The sequence below is a fragment of the Micromonospora sp. DT62 genome (assembly GCF_049847285.1).
In the GTDB taxonomy this organism is placed as follows: Bacteria; Actinomycetota; Actinomycetes; order Mycobacteriales; family Micromonosporaceae; genus Micromonospora; species Micromonospora reichwaldensis.
This window is the reverse complement of the sequence record NZ_JBNCOB010000003.1, coordinates 39,732-62,624: the sequence shown is the minus strand read 5'-3', so window position 1 is coordinate 62,624 and position 22,893 is coordinate 39,732. Positions and strand designations below refer to the sequence as shown.

Genomic DNA, 22,893 nt, shown 5'->3' with positions numbered 1-22,893 from the left:
GGGGGGGGGGGGGGGGGGGGGGGGGGGGGGCGGGGGGGCGGGGGGGGGGGGGCCCCCCCCCCCCCCCCCCCCCCACGCCGTTCGCGTACGTCCGAGCGGCACCCGGAGCTGGCGCGGGTCGCCCGGCGGGACCCGCGTCCCCGTCAGGCGGCGCCGGCGGACCGGGTGCGCGCACGACGGCGCCGCCCGACCCCGGCGGGTCGGGCGGCGCCTCGGTGTCGGGACGTCAGTTCGCGCCGGTGTCGGGCAGGGCCAACCACCACGGGTTCTCCCGGGCCCAGTGCACCGTCCGCTCCAGGCCGGTACGCAACGGCACCTCGCACTTCCAGCCCAGCACGGTGCGCGCCTTCGTGGTGTCCGGGATCCGCCGGGCCAGGTCCTCGTAGGCGCTGCCCAGCGCCCGGCTGGTGTCCACGTCGGTCACCGCGGCGGTGCCGGTGAGCGTGCCGATCAGCTCCGCCACCTCGCCGATGGTGTTCTCCACCATGCTGCCGATGTTGAACGACTCGCCGAGCGCCGCCGGGCTGGTGGCGGCGGCGAGCGTACCGGCGACGGCGTCGTCGACGAAGGTGAAGCAGCGGGTCTGCCGCCCCTGGTCGTAGACCACCACCGGGCGCCCGTTCAACGCCCGGTGCACGGAGCGGCTGACCAGGTACGCCGGGCGCTGCCGGGGACCGTAGACGTTGAAGTAGCGGACGATGGTGGCCGCCAGCCCGTGCTGCCGGGCGAAGGCGTACGTCAGGTGCTCGGTGAGGGCCTTGCTCGACGAGTACGTCCAGCGGTCGGCGGACGTCGCGCCGAGCACCCGGTCGTCCTCCTCCGCCCACGGCACCGCCGGGTTCTTGCCGAAGACCTCGCTGGTGCTGGCGAGCACGACGCGGGCGCCGGCGCGGGAGGCCAGGTCCAGCACGTTGCGGGTACCGGTGAAGTTGATGTCGACGACGTCCAGCGGGCGGGACAGGTACTGGTCGACGCCCACCACGGCGGCCAGGTGGTATACGACGTCGACCCCGGAGGTGATCGCCTCGGCCAGCCGGCCCGGGTCGCGCACGTCGCCCTCCACCAGCCGGGCGTGCGCCGCGGCCGGCGAGCGTCCCACCGGCGGCGCCGGGCCGTCGAAGACGGTGACGTCGTCGCCGCGCTCCAGCAGCCGGTCCACCAGGTGGCCGCCGATGAAGCCGTGCCCGCCGGTCACCACCACCCGCGCGCTCACCGGCCGATCCCCCGGTAGTGGTACCCGGCGGCCCGCAGCCCGGCGATCCTGTCCTTCGGGAAGTACGCGCGCCCGTCGAGCACCAGGCAGGGCCGGGCCACCGGCAGCGCGGCGTAGTCGATCTCGGTGAACCGCCGGTGGTGGGCCAGGACGGCCAGGCAGTCCGCGCCCCGCACCGCCTCGTCGAGGTCGGCGACCGGCCGCATCCCGAAGAGCTTCTCCGCCTCGTCCGGGTCGACCAGCGGATCGTGCAGGCGGACCTCGCAGCCGGCCTCGCGCAGGGCCGCGACGGCCGGCAGCGTCGGGGTGGCCCGCAGGTCGCCGGTGTCGTTCTTGAACGCCAGCCCCAGCACGGTCACCGTCGCCGTCTCCGCCGGCCTGCCGAGCGCGGCCAGCTCGTCCATGACCAGGCGCGCCGTGTAACCCGGCATTCCCGCGTTCACCTGCCGGCCGGCCGGCGCGGTGAGGATCTCCAGTCCCCGCTCCCGCGCCGAGTGCCAGACCATCCAGGGGTCCTTGGTCAGGCAGGAGCCGCCCACCCCGACGCTGGGCAGCAGGATGTTGATGTTGCTCTTGCCCTTCGGGATGCTGTTGGCGGCGGCGATCACGTCCAGCACGTCGACGTCGAACAGCGCGCTGAACTTAGCCAGCTCGTTGGCGAGCGCGATGTTGAGGTCGATCCACCAGTTGTCGGCGAGCTTGACGATCTCCGCCGCCTCCAGCGAGTCCACCGGGATCACGTCCACCCCCAGCGCCCGCTGCCAGAACCCGCCGGCCGCCCGGGTGCTGTCGGCGTCCAGGCCGCCGGCGACGATGGGGAAGGTCCGCAGCTCCCGCAGCGCGGTGCCCTCGGCGAGCCGCTCCGGGGTGAAGGCGATCCCGAAGTCCTTGCCGCCGCTCAGCCCGCCGCGCTCCAGCAGCGGCAGGACGAAGTCCCGGGTGGTGCCCGGCGGGACCGTGCTCTTGATCACGACCAGTTGGCCGGGTCGCAGGTGGCGGGCCAGCTCGACGCAGGCGCCGCGGAGCTGCTCGTCGGCGAGCGAGCCGTCGCGGCGCACCGGCGTGCCGACGGTGACGAGGACGACGTCGGTCTCCGCCAGCGCCGCGTAGTCGGTGGTCGCCCGCAGCCGGCCGCTTTCGATGCCGGCGCGGACCAGCTCCGGCAGGCCGGGCTCCTCGAACCGGCAGTGCCCGGCGCGCAACTCGTCGACCAGGTGCGGGTCGACGTCCACGCCCACCACGTCCAGGCCCCGTTCGGCCAGGACCGCGGCGATGCAGGACCCGACGTAGCCGAGCCCGACGACCGCCACCCGAGGATCTCGTCGGTCGGACAGAACGCCCATCTGTGCTCCAATCAGGGAAGCTGCCGGGTCCCAGGCCGGGATCCCGCCGGTCAGCCGTAGGTCTTGACGAACTCCCGGATGGACGAGACGACGTAGTCGATCATCTCGTCGGTGAGCCCGGGGAAGACCCCGACGTGGAAGGTCTGGCTGGTCACGATGTCGCTGTTGGTCAGCTCGCCGACCACCCGGTACTGCTGGTCGGCGTACGCGGGGTGGCGGGTCAGGTTGCCCGCGAACAGCCGCCGCGTGCCGATCTTGCGATCCTCCAGGAAGCCCACCAGCTCGGGCACGTCGAACGGCGCCCCCGGCTCCACGGTGATCACGAAGCCGTACCAGCTCGGGTCGCTGCGCGGCGTGGCGTGGGGCAGCAGCAGGTGCGGCACCCCGTCCAGGCCCTCGCGCAGGCGCCGCCAGTTGTGCCGCCGGGCGGCGCAGAACTCGTCGACCCGGGCCAGCTGGGCCAGCCCCAGGGCGGCCTGCAGGTCGGTGGTCTTCAGGTTGTACCCGACGTGCGAGTAGATGTACTTGTGGTCGTAGCCCTCGGGCAGGGTGCCCAGCTGGTGCTCGAACCGCTTCATGCAGGTGTTGCTCTTGCCCGGGTCGCACCAGCAGTCCCGGCCCCAGTCGCGCAGCGACTCCACGATCCGGGCCAGGGCCAGGTTGTTGGTGACCACGCAGCCGCCCTCGCCCATCGTCATGTGGTGCGCGGGGTAGAAGCTCGCCGAGGCCAGGTCGCCGAAGCTGCCGGTGGGCCGGCCGTCGTAGAAGGAACCGACCGCGTCGCAGTTGTCCTCGATGAGGAACAGGTCGTGCTCCTTGGCGAGCTGCGCCATCTCGGCGACCGCGAACGGGTTGCCCACCGCGTGGGCCAGGATGATGGCCCTGGTCTTCGGGCCGATCGCGGCGGCCACCCGCTCGACGGTGGCGTTGTAGGTGCCCAGCTCGATGTCGACGAAGACCGGCACCAGCCCGTTCTGCAGGATCGGGTTGACCGTGGTGGGGAACCCGGCCGCCACCGTGATGACCTCGTCGCCGCGGCGCAGCCGCCGGTCGCCGAGCTGGGCGGAGGTGAGCGCCGAGACCGCCAGCAGGTTGGCCGAGGAGCCGGAGTTGCACAGGTGCGCCTTGCGGACCCGCAGCTTGCGGGCGAAGGCCGACTCGAACCGGCGGGCGTTCTGCCCGGACGCGATGCGCAGGTCCAGTGCGGCCTCGACCAGCGCCACCCGCTCCTCGGCGCCCAGCACCGCGCCCGAGGGCCAGATCTCGGTCTCGCCCGGGACGAACGGCCGCTCCTGGTGGACCTCCTGGTGGTACTTGCGGACGCTGTCCAGCAGCAGTGCCTTGGGGTCGCTCATCCCATCTTCCTCTCGGATCGTGCCCGGCAGGGGGGCGTCGGTCGGCGGCCGTACGGGCGTCATGCGGCGAACTCGATCCGGCTGTGGTCGCCGACCACCAGCCGGCTCCCGGCCGCCGGGCTGAGGCTGACCGTGGCGGAGCGGCCGATCAGGCAGCCGCGCAGCCCACGGACGGCGGTGATCGAGGCGTCCGCCAGCACGATCGAGTCGGCCACCTCGGCGTCGACGAGCCGGCAGCCGGGCCCGATCGCGGTGTGCGGGCCGATCCGGCAGCCCTCGACCACGGCGCCCGCGCCGATGACCACCGGCCCCTCGACGCGGCTGGCGACGATGCGGGCGCCCGGCTCCACGACCACGGCGCCGGTCAGCTCGCTGGCCCCGTCGACGCTGCCGGCGGCGACCGCGCGCGGCTGGCTGTCGAGCAGGTGCCGGTTGCAGGCCAGCAGGTCCGCCACCTGGCCGGTGTCGCGCCAGTACCCGTCGTACTCGCTGGCGCGCACCTCGGCGCCGCTGGTGACCAGCCACTGCACCGCGTCGGTGATCTCCAGCTCGCCGCGCGCGCTGGGCGTGATGGCGTCGACGCCGGCGTGGATGGCCGGGGTGAAGAAGTAGACGCCGACCAGGGCGAGGTCGCCGCGCGGCTGCCGGGGCTTCTCCACCAGGCGGCGTACCGTGCCGTCGGGGTCGAGCTCGACGATGCCGAAGGCGCGCGGATCGTCGACCTTGTGCACGAGCACCTGGGCCGCCGGCCGGTGGCGGCGGAACTGGTCGGCGTACCGGGCCACGCCGTCGGGCAGCATGACGTCGCCGAGGTACATGACGAAGTCGTCGTCGCCGAGGAACGGCCGGGCCAGCCGGACACAGTCGGCCAGCCCGCGGGGCCGGTCCTGACGCAGGTAGGTCAGCCGCACCCCGAGGCGGGAGCCGTCGGAGAGGACCTCGCCGATCTGGTCGGCCCAGGCGCCCACGATCACGCCGATCTCGGTCACCCCGGCGTCGCGGACGTTCTCCAGCACGTGCTCCAGGACCGGCTTGTTCGCCACCGGGACGAGCTGCTTGGGCATCGAGTGGCTCAGCGGGCGCAGCCGGGTGCCGGCGCCGCCGGAGAGCACCAGGGCCTTCATCGCCTCCCCCCGGCGTCTGGCCGCCCGGGTGGGCCGGCCACCGGCCGCGCCGTCGGGTCAGTCACGGGTGCCGCCCTGCCGCTGCTCGACGGACTTGCGCAGGCCGTCGACGACCGTTCGTACGTCTGCATCGTCCAGTCCCTGGTGGAGCGGTAGGAGGAGGGTGGTCCGTGCCGCCTCGTCGGCGCCGGGCAGGTGCCGGCCGGCGCCGTACGCGGACACCTTGTGCAGCGGCGCGTAGCGGAACGTGGTGTAGATCCCGAGGTCGAGCAGGTCGGCGGCCACCTGGTCGCGGATCTCCGGGTCGAGCTGCACCCAGTAGAAGTAGTGCGAGCTGCGCTGCCCGGCGGGCAACGGCGGGGGGAGCCGGACGCCCTCGACGTCGGCGAGCAGGCGGTCGTACTCCGCGGCGATCTCCCGCCGACGCGCGACGAACCCGGGCAGGCGGCGGAGCTGGACCAGGCCGACCGCCGCGGTGAGGTCGTTGCCGACCACCCGGCGGCCGAACTCCCGCACGTCCAGCTCCCACCAGCGGTGCGGCACCCCCTTGCCGGCGGCGGAGAAGCCGCTGGCGTGCTCCAGGCCGTGGTACGCCAGGCGGTGGGCCCGCCGGGCCAGTTCCGCGTCGCGTACGTGCAGCATCCCGCCGTCGCCGGTGACCAGGATCTTCATCGCGTCGAAGCTCCACATGGCGATGTCGCCGAAGCTGCCGCAGGGACGCCCGTCGACGGTCGACGCGACGGCGCACGCCGCGTCCTCCACCAGGGCGACCCCGCGCCGGCGGCACAGCTCGGCGATCTCGGCCACCTCGCCGGGAACGCCGCCGTAGTGCAGCAGGATCACCGCCTTCGTGGTGGCGGTCAGGGCCCGCTCCACGTCGGCGACGGAGGGGTTGAGCGTGCGCGGGTCGACGTCGCAGAAGACCGGCCGGGCGCCGGCCGAGGCGATGGCGTTGGCGGCGCCGACGAAGCTGATCGAGGGCAGCACCACCTCGTCACCGGGCCCGAGCGCCAGCAGCTCCACGGCGAGGAAGAGCCCGGCCGTGGCCGAGTTGATGAAGATGGTCCGCTCGGGCACCAGCCCGGCGTGGGCGGCGAACTCCTGCTCGAACTCCCTGGTGCGCGGCCCGTGCCCCAGCCAGCTGCTGTCGAAGACGGCGCGCACGGCGTCGAGCTCCTCGGCGCCGAGGGTCGGCTGGAAGACGTTGATCATCGCTTCTCCTGTCGTCGAGGACGCCCGTGCACCGGCGGCGACGCGGGGGCGGCGGCGGGCAGCCGGCAGCGGGGCGGCGCGGGGCGCCGCCCGGGTGGGCCGCGGGCGGGCGGTGCGGGAGCGGACGGTGCCGGCGGGCGTGCGCAGGGGCCCGCCCGCCGGCGGCGACGGCGGTGCCGGGTCAGGCCCGGTACCGCCGGGTGAGCTTCTCCAGCACCGGGACGGTCTCGGTCGGGCTGGGCGTGGCGAGCAGGTCGTCGTAGAGGGAGTCGGCCCCCTGCCGGAACGCCGGCTCGTCCAGCACGCGGACGAGCTGCTTGCGCATCGCGTCCACGGAGAGGTTCTTGATGTCAAGGACCAGTCCCGCGCCGCGTCCGGCGACGCAGCGGGCGGTCACCGACGACTCGATGTGCTTCGTGGCCATCGACCACTCCAGGCCGTCGGCCTCGATGGTGATCATGCCGTTGTCGTCGTCGGAGTCGGTGATCAGCTGCGGCACCCGCAGCGCCACCGCGCTGGCGAAGGTGCCCATGCCGCCGTGGTGCACCATCGCCGAACAGGACGGCAGCAGCTGGGTCAGGGGCAGGTAGTCCACCGCGCGGACGTTCTTCGGCAGGGCGGGCATGCCGGCCAGCTGGTCGGCGTTGAGCGTCGCGACCACCTCGACGTCCAGGTCGGAGACCATCTCCAGCAGGCCGGGCACGTGGTCCCAGCCGCCCTTGAAGTACATCCGCTGGGACAGCCCGAGGGAGAGCGCGACGCGGGGCCGCTCCGGCCGGTGGTGCAGCCAGCGGGGGAGCACCGTCTGCCCCGAGTAGGGCACCCAGCGCGTCGGCACGGTCCGGACGCTGGTGGGCAGGCGTACGCCCGGGGGAGTGGGGTCGACGGTCCACTGGCCCAGCAGCAGCTCGTCGTCGATCTCCAGCCCGTACCGCTCGGCGGCCGGCCGCATGGTCTCGACCAGCGGGTTCTCCTCCGGGCCGGGGCCCGGTCGGGCGGCGGCCTCGGCGAAGCGGTCCATGGTCGAGGCGAAGTAGTCCAGCCCCCAGAGCAGCCGCGCCTGCGCCGCACCGGCGACGCGCGCCGCCACCGCGCCGGCCGGGAAGCACGGGTCCCAGAGCACCAGGTCGGGCTGCCAGTCGCGGGCGAAGGCGACCAGGTCGTCGAGGACCGGGTGCGGGTCGCGGGCGGTGGACCCGACCGGGTGGAAGTCCCACATGGACGGCAGCATGAACTGGTAGAAGACGTCCCAGACCTCCTTGTCCGCCGGGGTCAGCTCCAGCGCCTCGGTGATCCGGTCGAGCCGCTGCTTGACGCTGCGCGGCTGCGGCCGACCGGGGCCCATCGGCATGATCTCCGGGTCGCCGACCGCGACCGGGGTCAGCCCGACCGCCAGCGTGCTCTCCGCCAGGACGGGGTGGGACGCGACGCGGACCTCGTGGCCGGCGCTCTGCAACGCCCACGCGAGCGGAACCAGCGGGTACAGGTGGGCCGGGTTGGGCCACAGGGCGAACACGACGCGCATGTCTCTCCTCGGTTGTGCGGTCCTGGTGGGTGCGGTGCGGCGGTCGGCGGAACGGGTCAGAGCTTGCGGGCCACCCCGGCGTACATCCGGTCGGTGGAGGTGGCGTCGGGGTCGTCCTGCCGCCAGCGGCCGGTCGGCACGAGCCCGGGCGCGACGAGCTCGAAGCCCTCGAAGAGGTCGGCGATCTGCGCGGCGGTCCGGTAGACCATCGGCGCGGTGGCGTTGCGGTAGCTGTCCTCCATCATCCGGCGCTCCTCGTCCGGCCCGCCCTCCACGCAGAGGTGGGACAGGGCCAGGTACGAGCCGGGCGCCATCCGGTCGCGGAAGGCCCGGATGATGCCCTTCGGGTCCTCGCTGTCCCGGACGAAGTGGAAGACCGCGATGAACAGCACCCCGACGGGCTGGGAGAAGTCGATCAGGGACTTGGTGTCCGGGTGGTCGAGGATCGAGCCGGGGTCGCGCAGGTCGGCGGTGAAGATCCCGGTGTTGGCCCGCTCGTCCTCGGTGAGCAGGCGCTTGCCGTGCTCGGCGACCGCCGGGTCGTTGTCCACGTAGATCACCCGGGGCTGGGCGACGGCCCGCCGCGCCACGTGGTGGGTGTTCTCCTGGCTCGGCAGGCCCGCCCCGACGTCGATGAACTGCCGGATCCCGCACTCCTCGGCGAGGTGCCGGACGGCGCGGCCCAGGAACCGGCGGTTCTCCCAGACCACGTCGCGGGTGAGCGTCTGTCCGACCCGCCCGATCACGGCCTCCGCCGCGGCCCGGTCCACCGGGTAGTTGTTCGTGCCGTGGAGGAAGTAGTCGTACATCCGCGCCGGCGACGGCCGCTCCACGGACTGGGCAGGTTCTGTCGACATCGGTCTCTCCTCGTACGTCGCTGGTTGGGCGTGCGGGTGGGGGCCGGCCCCGTCGGGGCCGGCCCCCGGGGTCAGCCGGTGACGGGGCTGCTCTGGTGCGAGAACAGCAGCGGGCGGCCGTCGTCCTGGCGGACGATGATCCAGGTGGCCCGGATGTGCCGCTCGGGGGCGACCTCGCTCTCGCCGGCGAGGATGATGCCGCCGCCGGTGACCACCATGGCGACGTCCGGGTGCAGGAAGCTCACCGACACCGGGTAGCCCTTGACGTAGGCGCCCCGGTACGGGCCCGCGAACCCCTTGGTCATGAAGGCGCGGATCTCGTCGCGGCTGGTCAGCTGCTCGTCGCCCATGAGCAGGCTGCCGTTCTCCGCGAAGAGGTCGGCGAAGAAGTCCGGGTCGTTGGCCTTCCACGCGGCCTGGATCAGCTGCGGTACGGCCAGGACGGCCTTCTCGTCGTCGCTGACGAATTCCCGGTAGTAGGAGTGGTCCTCCGCGACGCGGGCGGCCTCGAGGATCTCCGTCGCGTCGCCCCACCGCGACGCTGCCTTGGTGGTCATGGGTGCTCCTTGCCGATCGTCACGGGGGGATGGACGGTCACCAGCGCAGCGTCGCGCCGGCGCCGCGCGGGCTGTTCTGGTAGCCGGCGAGCTTCCACTCGCCGTCGCGCTTGACGACGACCCACGTGGAGCGGACGGCGAGCTCCGGGGCGATCTCGGTCTCGCCGGGGGCGAGGATGCCGCCGTGGGTGCGCAGCAGGGCGACCTCGTCGTTGACGAACCGCACGTCGACGGGGTTGCCGGTGACGCCGGTGCCCTTGAACGGGCCGGCGTACGCGGCGGCCATGAACGAGTAGATCTCGTCGCGGCCCTTCTTGTAGACGTCGCCGGGGAGGATGAGGATGCCGTCCTCGGTGAAGCTGTCGGCGACGCCGGCGGCGTCGTTGCGGCTCCAGGCGGCGACCAGCCGCAGCGGAACGCCGAGGGCCTCCTTCTCCTTCTCACTGGTGAAGGGGCCGTAGTAGGCGTCGAGGTCGGGTCGGTTGGCCTGGGTGGTCGTGGTCATGGGGGTGCTCCTTCGTCGGTTCGGGCGGCGGGATGCGCCGACGCCGGGTACCGGTCGTGATCGCTACCCCGAATCGTTGCCGGGGCCCGTCACCGACTGCATCTCTCTGATTGCGCTGCCGGGCAGGGCGGGCAGGCCGTCGCGCCGGGCGGTCGGAGCGGGGCGGGAGCGGGGGTCGGCGGCGGCGAATCCCGCGACACCGCACTTGCGGAGATGCGTCGACCTCCGGCGGGAGCAGACGATGCCAGGGCCACCCCAGGCGGGGCGCGCCCCGAGCGACCGCGCCGCCCGCCGCCGGTGACGGCTGGCCGGACCGGACGCGACCGGGGCGGATGCCCCCGCTGGCCCGGTCCCGTGCCGTGTGCCCGGCGGTCACGCGGCGGTGGTGTAACCGCCGAACCGACGATTATCGAGGAGGTCAGGGTGGACGTCACCCAGACGGTGCCCGGCACGGAACTGGTGCGTCGCGCGACGGAGCTGGTGCCCCTGTTGCAGAAGCACGCGAGCTGGTCCGAGGAGAACCGCCGCATGCACGACGAGGTGGTCGAGGCGATGGCCGACGCCGGCCTGTTCCGGATGCGGATCCCGAAGCGGTACGGGGGGTACGAGTCGGACACCCGGACGCTGACCGACGTGACGGCCCAGCTGGCCCGGGGTGACGGCTCCGTCGCCTGGACCGCCTCGGTGTGGTGCATCCCGGGCTGGATGGTCGGGATGTTCCCCGACGAGGTGCAGGACGAGGTCTTCGGCACGCCCGACGTGCGGGTCTGCGGCACGCTGAGCCCGACCGGCAACGCGCAGCCCCGGCCGGGGGGCGTGCTGCTCAACGGCCAGTGGGGCTTCATCAGCGGTGCCCTGCACAGCCAGTGGCAGGAGATCATCGCGATGGGGGCGGCGCCGGACGGCACCCCGATGCCCCTCATGATGCTGGTGCCCATGTCGGACCTGGAGGTCGTCGACGACTGGCACACCGCGGGGATGCGGGGCTCGGGCAGCGTCACCACCGTCGCCCGGGACGTCTTCGTGCCGCAGGAGCGGGTGCTGCCGCTGCCGGCCGTGCTTCAGGGCCAGTACGCCTCGAAGCTCAACGCCGAGTCGCCGATGTACCGGGCGCCCCTGCTCGGCGTCGCCGCCGCGTCCTCGGTCGGCACCGTGATCGGGCTGGCCCGGGCCGCCCGGGAGGTGTTCTTCGAGCGGCTGCCCGGTCGCAAGATCACCTACACCGACTACGGCAGCCAGGCCGAGGCGCCGGTGACCCACCTCCAGGTGGCCGAGGCGACGCTGAAGGCCGACCAGGCCGAGTTCCACGGCTACCGGGTCGCGGACCTGACCGACAGCAAGGGCCGCTCGGGCGAGCCGTGGACGCTCGAGGAGCGGGTCCGCTCCCGCGCCGACGTGGGCGCGGTCTGCCAGCTGGGCCGCGAGGCGGTGGAGGTGCTGGCCCTGGCCAGCGGCGGTTCCTCGGTCTACAGCTCGGTGCCGATCCAGCGGATCGCCCGGGACGTGCACACGGTCAACCTGCACGCCCTGATGACCCCGCAGACCAACTTCGAGCTCTACGGCCGGGTGCTCTGCGGCCTGGAGCCGAACAGCTTCTACATCTGACACCGGGCCCGGGCGGCGGCACCCGGCGACGCCGGGTGCCGCCCCGGATCCGTACCAGCTGCGCTGATGTCACGCCTGCGGGCGGGCACGCGACGAGGAGGGGTGGATGTACGACTATGTAATCGTCGGGGCGGGATCGGCGGGCTGCGTGCTGGCCGCGCGACTGAGCGAGGATCCCGACGTCCGGGTCTGCCTCGTCGAGGCCGGCCCGGCGGACACGGCGCAGAACGTGCACGTTCCGGTGGCGTTCGGTCAGCTGTTCCGCACCCAGCTCGACTGGGACTACGACACGCACGACGAGCCGCACCTGCACCGTCGCCGGATCTACCTGCCCCGCGGCCGGGTGCTGGGCGGCACCAGCTCGATCAACACGATGATCTACGTCCGGGGCCACCGGTCCGACTTCGACGGGTGGCACCAGCCCGGGTGGAGCTTCGACGAGCTGCTGCCGTACTTCAAGCGGTCGGAGGACAACGAGCGGGGCGAGTCGGCGTACCACGGGGCCGGCGGTCCGCTGCGGGTCTCCGACGGACGGTCCCGCAACCCGATGTCCGCCGCCTTCGTCGCCGCCGCCCAGGAGGCGGGCTTCGGTGCCAACGACGACTTCAACGGCGCCCAGCAGGACGGCTTCGGGCTGTTCCAGCTGACCCAGCGCGACGGCAGGCGGGCCAGCACCGCCACCGCCTTCCTGCACCCCGTGGCCGACCGGCCCAACCTCACCGTCGAGGTGAACCTCCAGGTGCACCGGGTGCTCATCGAGAACGGCCGGGCGGTGGGCGTGGTGGGCCAGCGGCTCGGCGAGGACGTCGAGATCCGGGCCGAGCGGGAGGTGGTGCTGTCCGGCGGGGCGTACAACTCGCCGCAGCTGCTCATGCTCTCCGGCATCGGGCCGGCGGCGCTGCTCGGGGCGCTCGGCGTGCCGGTCGTGCTGGACCAGCCGCAGGTCGGGCAGAACCTCCAGGACCACGTCCTGGTGCCGTTGATCTACGCCCACTCGCACCCGGTCAGCCTGATCGCCGCCGGCACCCCGGCCGACCTCGAGCAGTTCATGTCCGAGGGGCGGGGGCCGATGACCTCCAACGGCCCCGAGGCCGGCGGGTTCGTCCGGACCTCCGACGGTTTGGCCGCGCCGGACGTGGAGTTCCTCTCCGCGCCGGTGATGTTCGCCGACAACGGCCTGGGCACGCCCACCGACCACGCCCTGTCCTACGGTCCGTCGATGCTGGCGCCGCGCAGCCGGGGCAGCGTGCTGCTCGCCCTGGCCGACCCCACCGCGAAGCCGAAGATCGTGCACAACTACTTCGCGGAGGAGTCCGACCTGGACGACGCGGTGGCCGCGCTGCGGATCGGGCTGGACATCGCCCGGCAGCCGGCCCTCGCGCCGTACACGGAGCGTCCGTTCCGGCCGCCGGCGTCGGAGTCCGACGCCGACCTGCGGGACTACGTCCGCCAGTACGCGCACTCCATCTACCACCCGGCCGGCACCTGCGCCATGGGCGCCGTGGTCGACGCGCAGCTGCGCGTCCTCGGCGTCGACGGGCTGCGGGTCGCGGACGCGTCCGTGATGCCCCGCCTGGTCAGCGGCAACCCGAACGCCGCGACCATCGCCATCGGCGAGAAGGCCGCAGACCTGATCAAGGGGGTGGCCGCGGCCACCGAGCCCGCGCTGGCCGCCGGTGCGGCGGGCCCGGCGCGGTAGCGCGTCGGGCGGGGCCGCGGCCGGCGACGCGACCGGCCGTGGCCCGAGGCGGCGACCACCAGCGGTACCCGCGCCGACGCGACCGGAGCGGCGGCGACCACTCACATCCGACACCCGGCAGAGGAGCACACCATGACCAACAAGGCAGCGTCGCTGGTCGAGCAGTCCAAGCAGTGGGCGAAGCACTACGGGGCGTACAGCAACGGGGAGGAGGGCCACGCGTTCACCGCGCCACTGCGGGTGCGGGCCAACTGGGACGCCAACGACGCCGACGCCATCGCCGAGATGTTCACCGACAACGGCAGCATGCTGATGGGTGACGACCAGTTGCAGAGCCGGGACGAGATCCGCGCCTGGCTGACCGACACGTTCGCCGGCCCGTACAAGGGGGCCCGGATGACCTTCGAGCCCGTCGAGATCAGCATGCTGCACCGGGACTCCGCCCTGATCGTCGCCGAGGGCGGCATCCTGCTGGCCGGCGAGACCGAGGTCGCCCCCGAGCGGAGCAGCCGCATCGTCTTCGTCACCGTCCGCGTCGACGACGACTGGCGGGTCCTGTCCTACCAGTCGAGCCCGGTCAGGGGCTGACCCGGCCCACCCGTCGACCCGGGCCCGGGCGCGGGAGGCGACGACCGGCTCCGGCCGGCCGCGTCCCGCTACCGGGCCCGGGTCGCGTCGTATCCCGCGTCCGGCTCCTCCGGCACCCGCCCCGGAACCTCACCGTCCGGACCCACCGCGTCCGCCGCCGGCCCGCCGGCGGCGGTTCGTCGTACGTCCGGCGGCCCGGCCGCCCTCCGGCCGCCTCCCGGGACGAGGCCCGCCGGGCCCGGTGGGTTGGCGTGCTCGCGGCGCCGTGGCCCCGGCCCTGGTCCTGGTCCGCCGTCGCGCCGTGCCCTGGTGCCGACCCCGGTCGGCCGCAGGCGGTACGCGATGGTGGGGCCGGGCACACGGAAGCGACCACGGCGCTCGGCCGTGGTCGCGGGGTGGCCCGTGCGCCCCGGCGGTCCGGCCGGGGCGCACGGGACGTCAGGAGGTGGCGAACTGTCCCGGCCGCCGCCCCGGGCCGGCCGGCCCCCGGTACGCCTGGGCGATGTCCAGCCAGTGGTGGGCCTCGGCGCCGATGGCCGTCAGCGACAGGTCGTCGCGGTGCCGACGCCGGGTCACCAGCAGGCAGAAGTCCTCGGCGGTGCCGTTGACGATCTGCTCGGCGTCCGGCGGTCCGAAGTACCAGACCGCGCCCGACGGGGCGGTGATGACGAAGCGGAACGTGCTGCTCGGCACCTCCAGCCCCCGTGCCAGGTAGCCGAAGTCCCAGGTGCGGACCGCGAACTCGACGAGCGGCCGGAGCCGGTCGGTGCGGCGGCGGCGTACGCCGAGAGCGTCGGCGATGTCCTGGCCGTGCCCGAACAGCTCCATCATCCCCGCCGCGGCGAGCACCGGCGCCGGGAGCGGCCGGACGAGCCAGGGCACCGGCTGTCCCACCGGGACGGCGGCGAGGGCCTTCTCGGCGAGGGTCCGCTCCTCGCGCCACCGGGCCAGCAGCGCCGCCGGCGCCTCGGCCAGGTACGGAGCCATGGCCGCGTGCACGTTCGCGTCGAAGTCGCCGCTCATGCGCGACATGAGGGCCTGGAAACCGTCCGGGTCGGCGGCGGCCAGGCCGGCCATCCGGAAGGTGGCGGTCAGGTGGGCGATCTGGTGCGCGACCGTCCAGCCCTCGGCGGGGGTGGGGGTCCGCCACCCGGCGTCGTCCAGCTCGGCGACCATGCGGTCGACGTCGTCGCCCTCGGCCTCCAGGGCGGCGAACACGTCCTGTTCTGCCACGCGCTCATCCTCTCGATGCGGTGCCGCCCCACCCGGACGGACGATGCGGGCCCCGGGCTTCGTCGCGGGGGGTGACCTCGGCCGGTGCGGTGGCGCACGTCGCCGGCGCCGTACGGCCGGCGGTTGACGGGGGAGCCGGCCGATCGGGTCGGTGCCGGCGCATCAATCATCGGCGGGTGGCGTGCCGGGTGTCTTCTCCCACTGTGCGGAGCGCGACCGGCGGCCACGTCCCGGTCCGACCGCCTCCGGGGCCGCGCGGCCCGGGCCGCCGTCGGGCGGCGGCGTGCCGTCGACCGGCGGCTCCGCCTCGTGGCCGGCCGGGCGCCCGCGTAGCCGGAGGGCGAACAGCCCGCCGAGCAGCAGGACGCCCACCACCACCCCCAGGGCCGGCCGGACGGCGGGCAGGAACGCGTCGGCGAACGCGCCGGCGGCCACGTCGCGGTACCGGTCGGCGAGCTCCGGCGGGGTCCCGGGCGGCACGACGAACCCGCCCGCTTGGCCGGCGCCCAGCTTGACGCCCTCCCCGGCGGCCCCGCCGAAGCCGTGCAGGAAGTCCGCCCGGGCCTCGGGAGGCAACTGCGCCGCCGCCGCGCGGGCGGCCTCGGGCAGGGTGTCGGCGAGCCGGTGTTGCAGGACGGCGCCGACGACGGCCGCGCCGAGCGCGCCGCCGACCTGCCGTGCGGTGTTGAGCACGCCCGCGGCGGCGCCGGCCAGTGGGGCGGGGACGTGGCGCATCGCCTCGGTGGTGGTCGGCGCGATGGACGCCCCCATGCCGATGCCGACGGCGACCAGCGGTAGGACGAAGGTCCCGGCCGTGGAGTGCGGCGTGACCAGCAGCGCCATGCCCAGCACGCCGAGCGCGTACACGGTGAGCCCGCCCGCGAGCAGGCGCCGGCCGCCGAGCCGGTCGGTGAGCCGCCCGGCGACCGGCGCGACGGCGCTGAGCACCACCGTCCAGGGCAGCGCGGCGAGGCCCGACTCCAGCGGGCTCATGCCGAGCAGCGCCTGCGTCTCGATCACGAAGACCAGCAGGAAGCCGTACAGCCCGAAGGAGCTGACGAGCGTGATCAGGGTCGCCGGGCCGAAGTTGCCGAGGCGGAACAGCCTGGGCGGGACGAGCGGCTCCCGCTGCCGGCGCTGGCGCAGCGCGAAGACGACTCCGCACAGCGCCGCGACGGCCAGGATCGCCGGGATGCTCACGGGCCCGCGTACCGTGCCCCAGTCGTGCCGTTCGCCCTCGATGAGGGCGTACATGAGGCCCACCAGCGCGGCGGTGGCCAGGAGCACGCCGACCACGTCGAGGCGGCGCGGCCGGCGGGTGCGCAGGTCGGGAACGAGCCACCAGGCGAGGGCGACGCCCACCACGCTGAGCGGCACGTTCAGGTAGAAGATCCACTCCCAGCCGAGCCGGGTGATCACGAGACCGCCGAGGGTGGGGCCGCTGACGGCGGCCACGCCCGCGACGGCGGTGAAGATCCCGAAGGCGGCGCCCCGCCGCGCGGCCGGGAAGATGCCGGAGATGAGGACCAGCGCCTGCGGCAGCAGCGCCGCGGCGCCCACGCCCTGCACCACCCGCGCGGCGATGAGCTGCCCCGGGGACTGGGCCGCCCCGCAGAGCACCGAGGCCACCGCGAACAGCGCCATGCCGGCCATGAAGACGGTACGCGGGCCGAACAGGTCGCCGAGGCGCCCGGCGACGATCAGCAGCGACGCCAGCGCCAGCAGGTAACCGTTCAGCACCCAGAGCATGCTGTCGATCCCGGTGTCCAGGGACCGCATCATGTCCGGCACGGCGGTGTTGACGATGCTCGTGTCGAGCAGGATGAGGAAGTTGCCGAGGCACAGCACCAGCAGGGCCGCCCACGGGTTGACCGGTCGCGGCGGCGTCACCGCCTCGGCACCCCGCTCCGGGTCACGGTTGCTCCGCACGCGACGCCTCCTGCTCGGCGTCGGCGTCGGGTACGCCGAGCGGGGCGGGCCGGTGGCCGTCCTCGTACAGGGTCGCGCCGATCCGGCGGGCCGTGGTGAGGCTCGCCCAGGCCGTGACCGAGACCAGCGCGGCGTCGTCGGCGCCGCCGTCGCGGCAGGCGGCGACGTCGGCGTCGGTCACCCGGTACGGCGCGAGCGCGGTCAGCAGCGCCAGCCGGGCGACGGGTCGCTCGGCCGGCGCCAGTTCGGCGACGGCGGCGTCGAACCACCGGCCGCCGGCCGGCTCCGGGGGCGGCGGGCCGGCCAGGCAGGTCAGGATCCGCTGCCGGACGTGTTCCGGCAGGGCGGCCTGACCGGCGTGGTGGACCGCCTGGCCGGCCCGGGCGAAGGCGGCGGCCACGTGCGGCTGGCCGACGGCCCAGGCCAGGTCGGTCTCCGGCGGCGCGGGCGGCAGCAGCTCCAGGGAGCGGCCGGGTGGCCGTCCGGCGCGCGCCAGCGCCCCCATGATGCGGGCGGCCGTCCGCCGGACACCGGCGCGGATACCGGCCGGCGCCGGCGGCAACGGGGAGTCCTGGAGGAAGACGCTCACCATCCGGTTCAGGTAGTGGAAGGCCACCGCCACGCCGATCAGTTCCGGTCCGTGCGCGGCGGGGAACGGCGGGGGACGGCGGCGTGCCGCGCTGGCGTCCCCGCTGTGTCGGGCCCACTCGGCCAGGGCCCGCAGCCGGGGGTCGCCGATCCCGCCGACCCCGGCGCCCCGCCACCCGCCCGGGTCGCCCAGCAGCCCGGCCGCCGTGGCGCCGTGCACCTCCACGCAGTACGGGCACCGGTTGCTCTCGGAGACGGCGGCGGCGACGACCTCCTTCGCTTCGCGGCCCACCAGCCCTTCGGCGAGCAGCGTCTCGCGCAGCATCAGCCAGCAGGCCCGCAGCACGTCGGGGGCGGGGGAGTGCAGCAGCACCGGGGGCGCGAGGACGCCGAAGTCGTCGGCCATCTGCCGGTAGACCCGCGCGACGGGCCCGTCGGCGGCCTCCGGGGCGACCGGCGTCACGTGCCGGACGTGGGTCAGCATGGTGCGGCTCGTCACCCGAGCCAGTCGCCTGCCCATCGGTTTCCTTCCTGGTCGGGCGGGCCGGGGCCGGGGGCGGGGCGCGCCCCCGGCCCGTCGTGGTCCTAGCTGGGCACGACCTGGGGCACCGTGGTGACCGTGCCGTCGGGCAGCGAGCCGTGGTAGGTGACGTCGATGCCCCGCTGCTGCGCCGCGCGGACGATGCCGGGCACGGCGCGTTCGGCCAGCGCGGCGATGGTGAGGGCCGGGTTGACGGTGAGCGCGCCCGGCACCGCCGAGCCGTCGGTGACGAAGATGCCGGGGTGCTGCCGCAGCTCGTGCCGGTCGTCGAGGGCCGACGTCGCCGGGTCGTCGCCGATCCGGCAGGACGACAGCGGGTGCACCGTGTACGCGCCGACCACGTCGTTGGTCCACGGCATCACCCGGGCCAGCCCGTCGCGCTCCAGGATGTCCCGGGCGTCCGCGTCGGCGGCGGCCCAGCCCCGCAGCGTGTTGGCGGTGGGCCGGTAGCGCAACGGGCCCCGGCCGAGCATCTGCTGGGAGATGCGGTCGGCGTTGCCCGTCGCCGGCGGCGGCCCGAAGACGCCCTCGTTGTCGTCCTCCGACATCGTGAAGAGCGTCAGCCACGACTGCCAGCGGCGCAGCATCTCCTTCTTCTCCAGGCCGAACCAGCTCGGGCCCTGCGCGTCGGGCACCTGGGCGAGGATCGTGCCCAGCCCCAGCGGGAAGAAGAGCTGCTCCAGCGAGTACCGCTCGTACTCGGGCAGGTCGGGGTCGAGCCGGTCCCAGGTCGCCACCGTCGGCCCGCGGCCGATCTGGTTGGCGTCGTAGCCCTTTCCGTTGGGGCGGCTGAGCCCGAGCACCTCCCGGACCCGGTCGTCGTCGAAGACGGCCGTGTTGAGCCGCTCGCCGTTGCCGGAGAAGTACCGGCCGACGGCGGGGGGCATCGTGCCCAGCGTGGGCTCCGAGCGTTGCAGGATCACCGGGGTGGCCCCGGCCCCGGCCGCCACGATGACGATCTTGGCGTCGATCGTCCCGCTGTCGTGCAGGATCCGGTAGTCCTCCGCGTCGACGATGCGGTAGTGCACCCGGTACCCGCCGTCCTCGGTGCGGGAGAGGTGCTGCACCTCGTGCAACGGCCGGATCTCGGCGCCGTGCGCCAGGGCGGCCGGCAGGTAGTTGAGCAGCAGGGAGCGCTTCGCGTCGAAGCGGCACCCGGCCATCATCCAGTTGCAGTTGGTGCACTTGTCGACGTCGACGGCGGAGGGCACCGGGTTGGCCGTGCGCCCGGCGTGCGCGCAGGCCGCCGCGAAGAGGCCGCCGGCGTACGGCACCTTGTCCCAGCTCTGCATCGTCACCGGCAGCGACTCGCAGACCCGGTCGTACCAGGGGTCGAGCGTGGCGCGGGTGATGGCCGCCGGCCACATCCGGCGGCCGATGCTGCCCTGTCGCTCGAAGACGAACTGCGGCGCGCGCGGCATGGTGGCGAAGTAGACGACGCTGCCGCCGCCGACGCAGTTGCCGCCGAGCACGCTCATCCCGTCGCCGACGGTGAAGTCGAAGATCCGGGTGTACGACGAGCCGAGCTTGAAGTCGTGGTCGAACTCCTCGCTGGACAGCCACGGTCCGCGCTCCAGGACCACCACCCGCGCCCCGCCCGCGGCCAGGTGGTAGGCCGGGATCGCGCCGCCGAAGCCGCTGCCGATCACCACGACGTCGGTGCTTGCGCTACTGGTCATGCCGGGCTCCCTGTGGGGGTGGTGTGTGGGTGCAGTCGCGACAGCGGGCGTCCGTACGAGTACTCGGGGAACCGCCACAGCCCGTCGTCGTCGGGCTGGGTGATGCGAATCGCCAGCAGCCCCGGATGCCCGGCGGCGAGCGCGTCGAGCGTGTTCATGTGGGCGGCGCTGTCGTAGGCCATGTTGCTGAACAGGGCGAGCCCCACCCACATCTCCTTCTCCGGGTTGTCCGGGGCGAGCAGGTGGCTCAGCAGCGCGGTGCGGTGGTCGAACGCCAGCGCGACGAAGGGCGGCACCGCCGGGTCGAGGGTCAGGCCGTTCGCCTCGGCGTACCCGGTCGCGTGCGCGTTGAGGGCCTCACTGAGCGTCCCCAGCATCAGCGACAACCCGCCGGCCGGGTCCTCCATCAGGGCCAGCGCCCCGCACTCGACGGCGCCGCCGTCGGTCGAGACGCCGGCGATCGCCCGGTCGTCGGCGGACCGCTTCGCCCCGGGGACGATGGTGTCGGCGAACGCTTCCAGCGTCAGCACGCGTGCCTGCTGCTCCTCGGGTGTTTCCGGTTGCACGGCGGCTACCTCCTTCTGGGGCGGGCGCGTCGGTTACCGGTCCCGCCAGGGCGTTTTTCGGGCAGCCTTGACCACCGCCCGCTAGGGCGACGGATGCAAGGGCTGAAATGGTGGTCGCCCGGAATGCTTTCCGTGCGGCGTGGACGGTGCGCGAAGTTCTGCATCATCGTGGCTACCGGCGCAGGTGGGACGCATCTTCTGTTTTGCTGAGGCCGATTTCCCGACGGCCGGGACGATTGGCGTGGAAATTGCGAACGGCGGCGGGCGCACAATTTCCGCGCCCCGTTCCACGCGGACGGCGCTGGCCGCTGCGCGCGGCGGACACGGCGGGCCGTCCCGGGCGGGCGGCGGACACCGGCCCACGCGTGGGCGGGCCCGGTGCCCCGGCGGCGCGGGCGTAGTCCGGACGGGTCGGGGGCCGGGCCGGGGCGGGGGTCAGGCCGGTTCGGTGGCGCGGCGCGGCGGGGCGGTCGCCGGGAGCGCGGCGCGCCCGGCCTGCCGGCGGCTCAGCCGCCCGGTCCGGTGCAGCCAGCGCACGGTGTCGGTCAGGGTCTCGTCCAGCGACCGGCTCGCCGGCCCGAGCAGCTCCTCGGTGGGCGCGCCGTCCATCGGGCGGGCCGTGGCGCACAGGTAGATGGCGCCGTGCTCGGCGGGCAGGTGCACGGGCGAGAGCCGCTGCGCCGCGCTGACCAGGTGGCCCATCGGCAGCAGGGCCGGGGCCGGCAGCCGGAGGGTGGGCAGGGCCCGCCCGGTGACCCGGCGCAGCGCGTCGACGAACTCCCGGGTCGTGACGTACCGGCCGGGGGCCGGGAAACGGCGGGGGCCGCGCCCCGGTTCGAGCACCGCCGCGTGCAGCCGGGCCACGTCCCGCACGTCGCCGACGGGGAAGCCACCGGTCGGCCACAGCGGCATCAACCCGCGCAGCACGTTGCGTACCCGGGTCGTCTGGTCGCCCAGGTGCGGGTCGTCGGGCCCGAGCGAGGCCAGCGGATAGGTGATGACCACCGGCGCCCCGTCGTCCTGGTGCCGACGCGCCACGTGCTCGGCGGCGGCCTTGCTGCTCAGGTACGCCTCCCGGGGCGCGCCCACCGGGGAGTCGACGGTCAACGGCGATCCCGTGGCCGGCAGCAGCGCGCCGAAGGTGGAGACGTGCACGATCGGGTCGAGGCCCGCCGCCCGCGCCGCCCCGAGCACCACCTCGGTGCCGCGGAGGTTGACCGCCCGCATCCGCGCCCGGTCCCGCGAGTCGAAGCTGTACACGCCGGCGGCGTGCAGCGCGGCGGCGCAGCCGTCGGCGGCCCGGGCCACGTCGGCGGGGTCGGTGACGTCGCCGGTGACCAGCTCCACGCGCCCGGCGTCGGCGCCCAGCGCCGCCAGCACCCGCCGGGCGCGGGCCGGGTCGCGCACGAGCAGCCGGACCCGGTGCCCGGCGTCGAGGACGGCCGCCGTCGAGTGGGAGCCGATGAATCCGGTGCCACCGGTTACCAGGACCAGCATCGCGACTCCCGCGGGTGGGGGACTGGGTCGTCGCCCATCATGGGCGGGCGCCGCCGGGCCCTCCTTCTCCCAGGGTGCTCAACAGGCGTCGATGGCGTTGCCTGCGCCCCCGGACTCCCAATACTGGCATTGCCGCAGTCGTGGGAGCCGTCGTCGTGACCGTCCGGCGGGGCGGCGCAGAGCAGGAGGCAGATCATGATCGCTCGTCGGGTGGCCTCGTCGGTGGTCCAGCGCCAGGTCAACTACGTCACGCCGGTGCCGCAGGGGTCCGCGCGGGGCCTGGTGGACGCCGTCTACCGGCAGGTCGCGCAGGAGATGCAGCTGGTGGTGCCGCCGGCGCAGCTGCACTCCCCGTCGCCGGAGGTGCTGGCGGCGTACTGGATGGTGATGCGGGAGCCGCTGCTGCCGACGGAGAACGTGGACCGGGCGACCAAGGAGGCGGTGGCCGCCGCGGTGTCCGTGGCGAACATCTGCCCGTACTGCGTGGACATGCACAGTGTCGGGCTCTACGAGCTCTCCACGGAGCACGACGCGGAGGCGATCGTGGCCGACCGGCTCACCGAGATCGCCGACCGGCGCATCCGCGTGGCGGCGGAGTGGGGCCGTACGGCACACCAGCCGCAGACGTCGCGGCCGGTCCTGCCGTTTCCGGAGCGGGACCGCCCGGAGCTGGTCGGCGTGGTGGTGGGCTTCCACTACATCGCCCGCGTGGTCAACGTGTTCCTCTCCAACTTCCTGCTCCCGCCGGGGCTGACGCCGCGGGCGCGCCGGCGCCTGAAGCGGGGCATCGGCTGGGTGTTGCAGGGGACGCTGCGCGACGCCCGCGAACCGGGCCGCTCGGTGGAGCTGCTGCCGCCGGCGCCGCTGCCGGCGGAGGCCGCCTGGGCGGCGGGCAGCCCGCACGTGGCCGGGGCGATGGCCCGTGCGTACGCGGCGTTCGAGGCGGCCGGCGAGCGGGCGGTCCCGCCGGCGGTCCGGGAGCTGGTCGCGGAACGCCTCGACGTCTGGCGGGGGGAGGAGACCGGTCTGAGTCGACAGTGGTGCGAGCGGCTGATCGCGCCGCTGCCCGAGGCGCAGCGGGCCGCCGGCCGCCTGGCCCTGCTGACCGTGTTCGCCTCCTACCAGGTCGACGAGGAGGTGGTCACGGAGTTCCGCCGCCACCAGCCGGGCGACGCGGCCCTGGTCGACGCGGTGGCCTGGGCCAGCTTCGCGGCGGCCCGCCGGGTCGGCACCTGGTACGCCCCCGCCGGCTCGCCCGAGCCGGTCTGACGGATTCC

Annotated in this window: 19 protein-coding genes; 4 read left to right on the top strand and 15 right to left on the bottom strand. The window is 74.4% G+C overall.

Going from position 1 to position 22,893, the window contains the following annotated elements; translation table 11 throughout:
• Positions 1-226 precede the first annotated feature (226 nt).
• The 9 genes from ACPXCB_RS06225 to ACPXCB_RS06185 form a co-directional block, all read right to left on the bottom strand.
• Positions 227-1,213, bottom strand: coding sequence for an NAD-dependent epimerase/dehydratase family protein (locus tag ACPXCB_RS06225; RefSeq protein ID WP_425872998.1), 987 nt, complete (start codon positions 1,211-1,213; stop codon positions 227-229).
• Positions 1,210-2,556, bottom strand: a complete 1,347-nt coding sequence (locus ACPXCB_RS06220) for a nucleotide sugar dehydrogenase (protein ID WP_425872996.1) — start codon at positions 2,554-2,556, stop codon at positions 1,210-1,212. The genes ACPXCB_RS06225 and ACPXCB_RS06220 overlap by 4 nt, the downstream gene beginning before the upstream one ends.
• Before the next feature lie 50 nt (positions 2,557-2,606).
• Positions 2,607-3,911 carry a lipopolysaccharide biosynthesis protein RfbH gene (rfbH, locus tag ACPXCB_RS06215; protein WP_425872994.1) on the bottom strand — a complete coding sequence of 435 codons (1,305 nt, stop codon included), beginning with the start codon at positions 3,909-3,911 and terminating at the stop codon, positions 2,607-2,609.
• Positions 3,912-3,970: 59 nt separating this feature from the next.
• Complete coding sequence (locus tag ACPXCB_RS06210; protein WP_425872992.1) at positions 3,971-5,035, bottom strand: glucose-1-phosphate thymidylyltransferase; 1,065 nt, start codon at positions 5,033-5,035, stop codon at positions 3,971-3,973.
• A 57-nt stretch (positions 5,036-5,092) separates the two neighbouring features.
• On the bottom strand, positions 5,093-6,247 hold the full coding sequence (locus ACPXCB_RS06205; RefSeq protein WP_425872991.1) for a DegT/DnrJ/EryC1/StrS family aminotransferase: 1,155 nt from the start codon (positions 6,245-6,247) through the stop codon (positions 5,093-5,095).
• A gap of 181 nt (positions 6,248-6,428) precedes the next feature.
• Positions 6,429-7,772, bottom strand: a complete 1,344-nt coding sequence (locus ACPXCB_RS06200; protein WP_425872989.1) for a nucleotide disphospho-sugar-binding domain-containing protein — start codon at positions 7,770-7,772, stop codon at positions 6,429-6,431.
• Between the two features lie 56 nt (positions 7,773-7,828).
• A complete protein-coding gene (locus ACPXCB_RS06195; protein ID WP_425872987.1) occupies positions 7,829-8,629 on the bottom strand; it encodes an SAM-dependent methyltransferase in 801 nt (266 codons plus the stop codon).
• Between the two features lie 71 nt (positions 8,630-8,700).
• Positions 8,701-9,186 (bottom strand): SgcJ/EcaC family oxidoreductase, encoded by a 486-nt coding sequence (locus ACPXCB_RS06190; protein WP_425872985.1) that lies wholly within the window; start codon positions 9,184-9,186, stop codon positions 8,701-8,703.
• Between the two features lie 37 nt (positions 9,187-9,223).
• Positions 9,224-9,691, bottom strand: coding sequence for an SgcJ/EcaC family oxidoreductase (locus ACPXCB_RS06185; protein WP_311413376.1), 468 nt, complete (start codon positions 9,689-9,691; stop codon positions 9,224-9,226).
• A 423-nt stretch (positions 9,692-10,114) separates the two neighbouring features.
• Between ACPXCB_RS06185 and ACPXCB_RS06180 the strand changes: the two genes are divergently transcribed.
• The 3 genes from ACPXCB_RS06180 to ACPXCB_RS06170 all read left to right on the top strand — a co-directional run bounded on the left by ACPXCB_RS06180 (position 10,115) and on the right by ACPXCB_RS06170 (position 13,583).
• Positions 10,115-11,296: an acyl-CoA dehydrogenase family protein gene (locus ACPXCB_RS06180; protein ID WP_132238214.1), complete on the top strand. Its 1,182-nt coding sequence runs from the start codon at positions 10,115-10,117 to the stop codon at positions 11,294-11,296.
• 106 nt (positions 11,297-11,402) lie between these two features.
• A complete protein-coding gene (locus ACPXCB_RS06175) occupies positions 11,403-12,995 on the top strand; it encodes a GMC family oxidoreductase (RefSeq protein ID WP_425872982.1) in 1,593 nt (530 codons plus the stop codon).
• Between the two features lie 132 nt (positions 12,996-13,127).
• Positions 13,128-13,583 (top strand): SgcJ/EcaC family oxidoreductase, encoded by a 456-nt coding sequence (locus ACPXCB_RS06170; protein ID WP_425872981.1) that lies wholly within the window; start codon positions 13,128-13,130, stop codon positions 13,581-13,583.
• 438 nt (positions 13,584-14,021) lie between these two features.
• On the opposite strand, the gene ACPXCB_RS06165 is transcribed toward ACPXCB_RS06170, so the two are convergent.
• From ACPXCB_RS06165 to ACPXCB_RS06140, 6 genes are all read right to left on the bottom strand, one after another.
• Complete coding sequence (locus ACPXCB_RS06165; protein WP_425872979.1) at positions 14,022-14,816, bottom strand: TIGR03084 family metal-binding protein; 795 nt, start codon at positions 14,814-14,816, stop codon at positions 14,022-14,024.
• A 162-nt stretch (positions 14,817-14,978) separates the two neighbouring features.
• The gene (locus tag ACPXCB_RS06160) at positions 14,979-16,745 is read right to left on the bottom strand and encodes a DHA2 family efflux MFS transporter permease subunit (RefSeq protein WP_425872977.1); all 1,767 of its coding nucleotides are present in this window, start codon (positions 16,743-16,745) and stop codon (positions 14,979-14,981) included.
• Complete coding sequence (locus ACPXCB_RS06155) at positions 16,729-17,817, bottom strand: carboxymuconolactone decarboxylase family protein (protein ID WP_425873415.1); 1,089 nt, start codon at positions 17,815-17,817, stop codon at positions 16,729-16,731. The genes ACPXCB_RS06160 and ACPXCB_RS06155 overlap by 17 nt, the downstream gene beginning before the upstream one ends.
• A 101-nt stretch (positions 17,818-17,918) precedes the next feature.
• Complete coding sequence (locus ACPXCB_RS06150) at positions 17,919-19,553, bottom strand: FAD-dependent oxidoreductase (RefSeq protein ID WP_425872976.1); 1,635 nt, start codon at positions 19,551-19,553, stop codon at positions 17,919-17,921.
• Complete coding sequence (locus ACPXCB_RS06145; protein WP_425872974.1) at positions 19,550-20,119, bottom strand: DUF5987 family protein; 570 nt, start codon at positions 20,117-20,119, stop codon at positions 19,550-19,552. The genes ACPXCB_RS06150 and ACPXCB_RS06145 overlap by 4 nt, the downstream gene beginning before the upstream one ends.
• A 435-nt stretch (positions 20,120-20,554) precedes the next feature.
• The gene (locus ACPXCB_RS06140) at positions 20,555-21,616 is read right to left on the bottom strand and encodes an SDR family NAD(P)-dependent oxidoreductase (protein ID WP_425872972.1); all 1,062 of its coding nucleotides are present in this window, start codon (positions 21,614-21,616) and stop codon (positions 20,555-20,557) included.
• Between the two features lie 195 nt (positions 21,617-21,811).
• On the opposite strand from ACPXCB_RS06140, the gene ACPXCB_RS06135 reads away from it, so the two are divergent.
• Entirely contained in the window at positions 21,812-22,885 is a 1,074-nt protein-coding gene (locus ACPXCB_RS06135; RefSeq protein ID WP_425872970.1) for a carboxymuconolactone decarboxylase family protein, read from the top strand.
• The last annotated feature ends 8 nt before the right edge of the window (positions 22,886-22,893 follow it).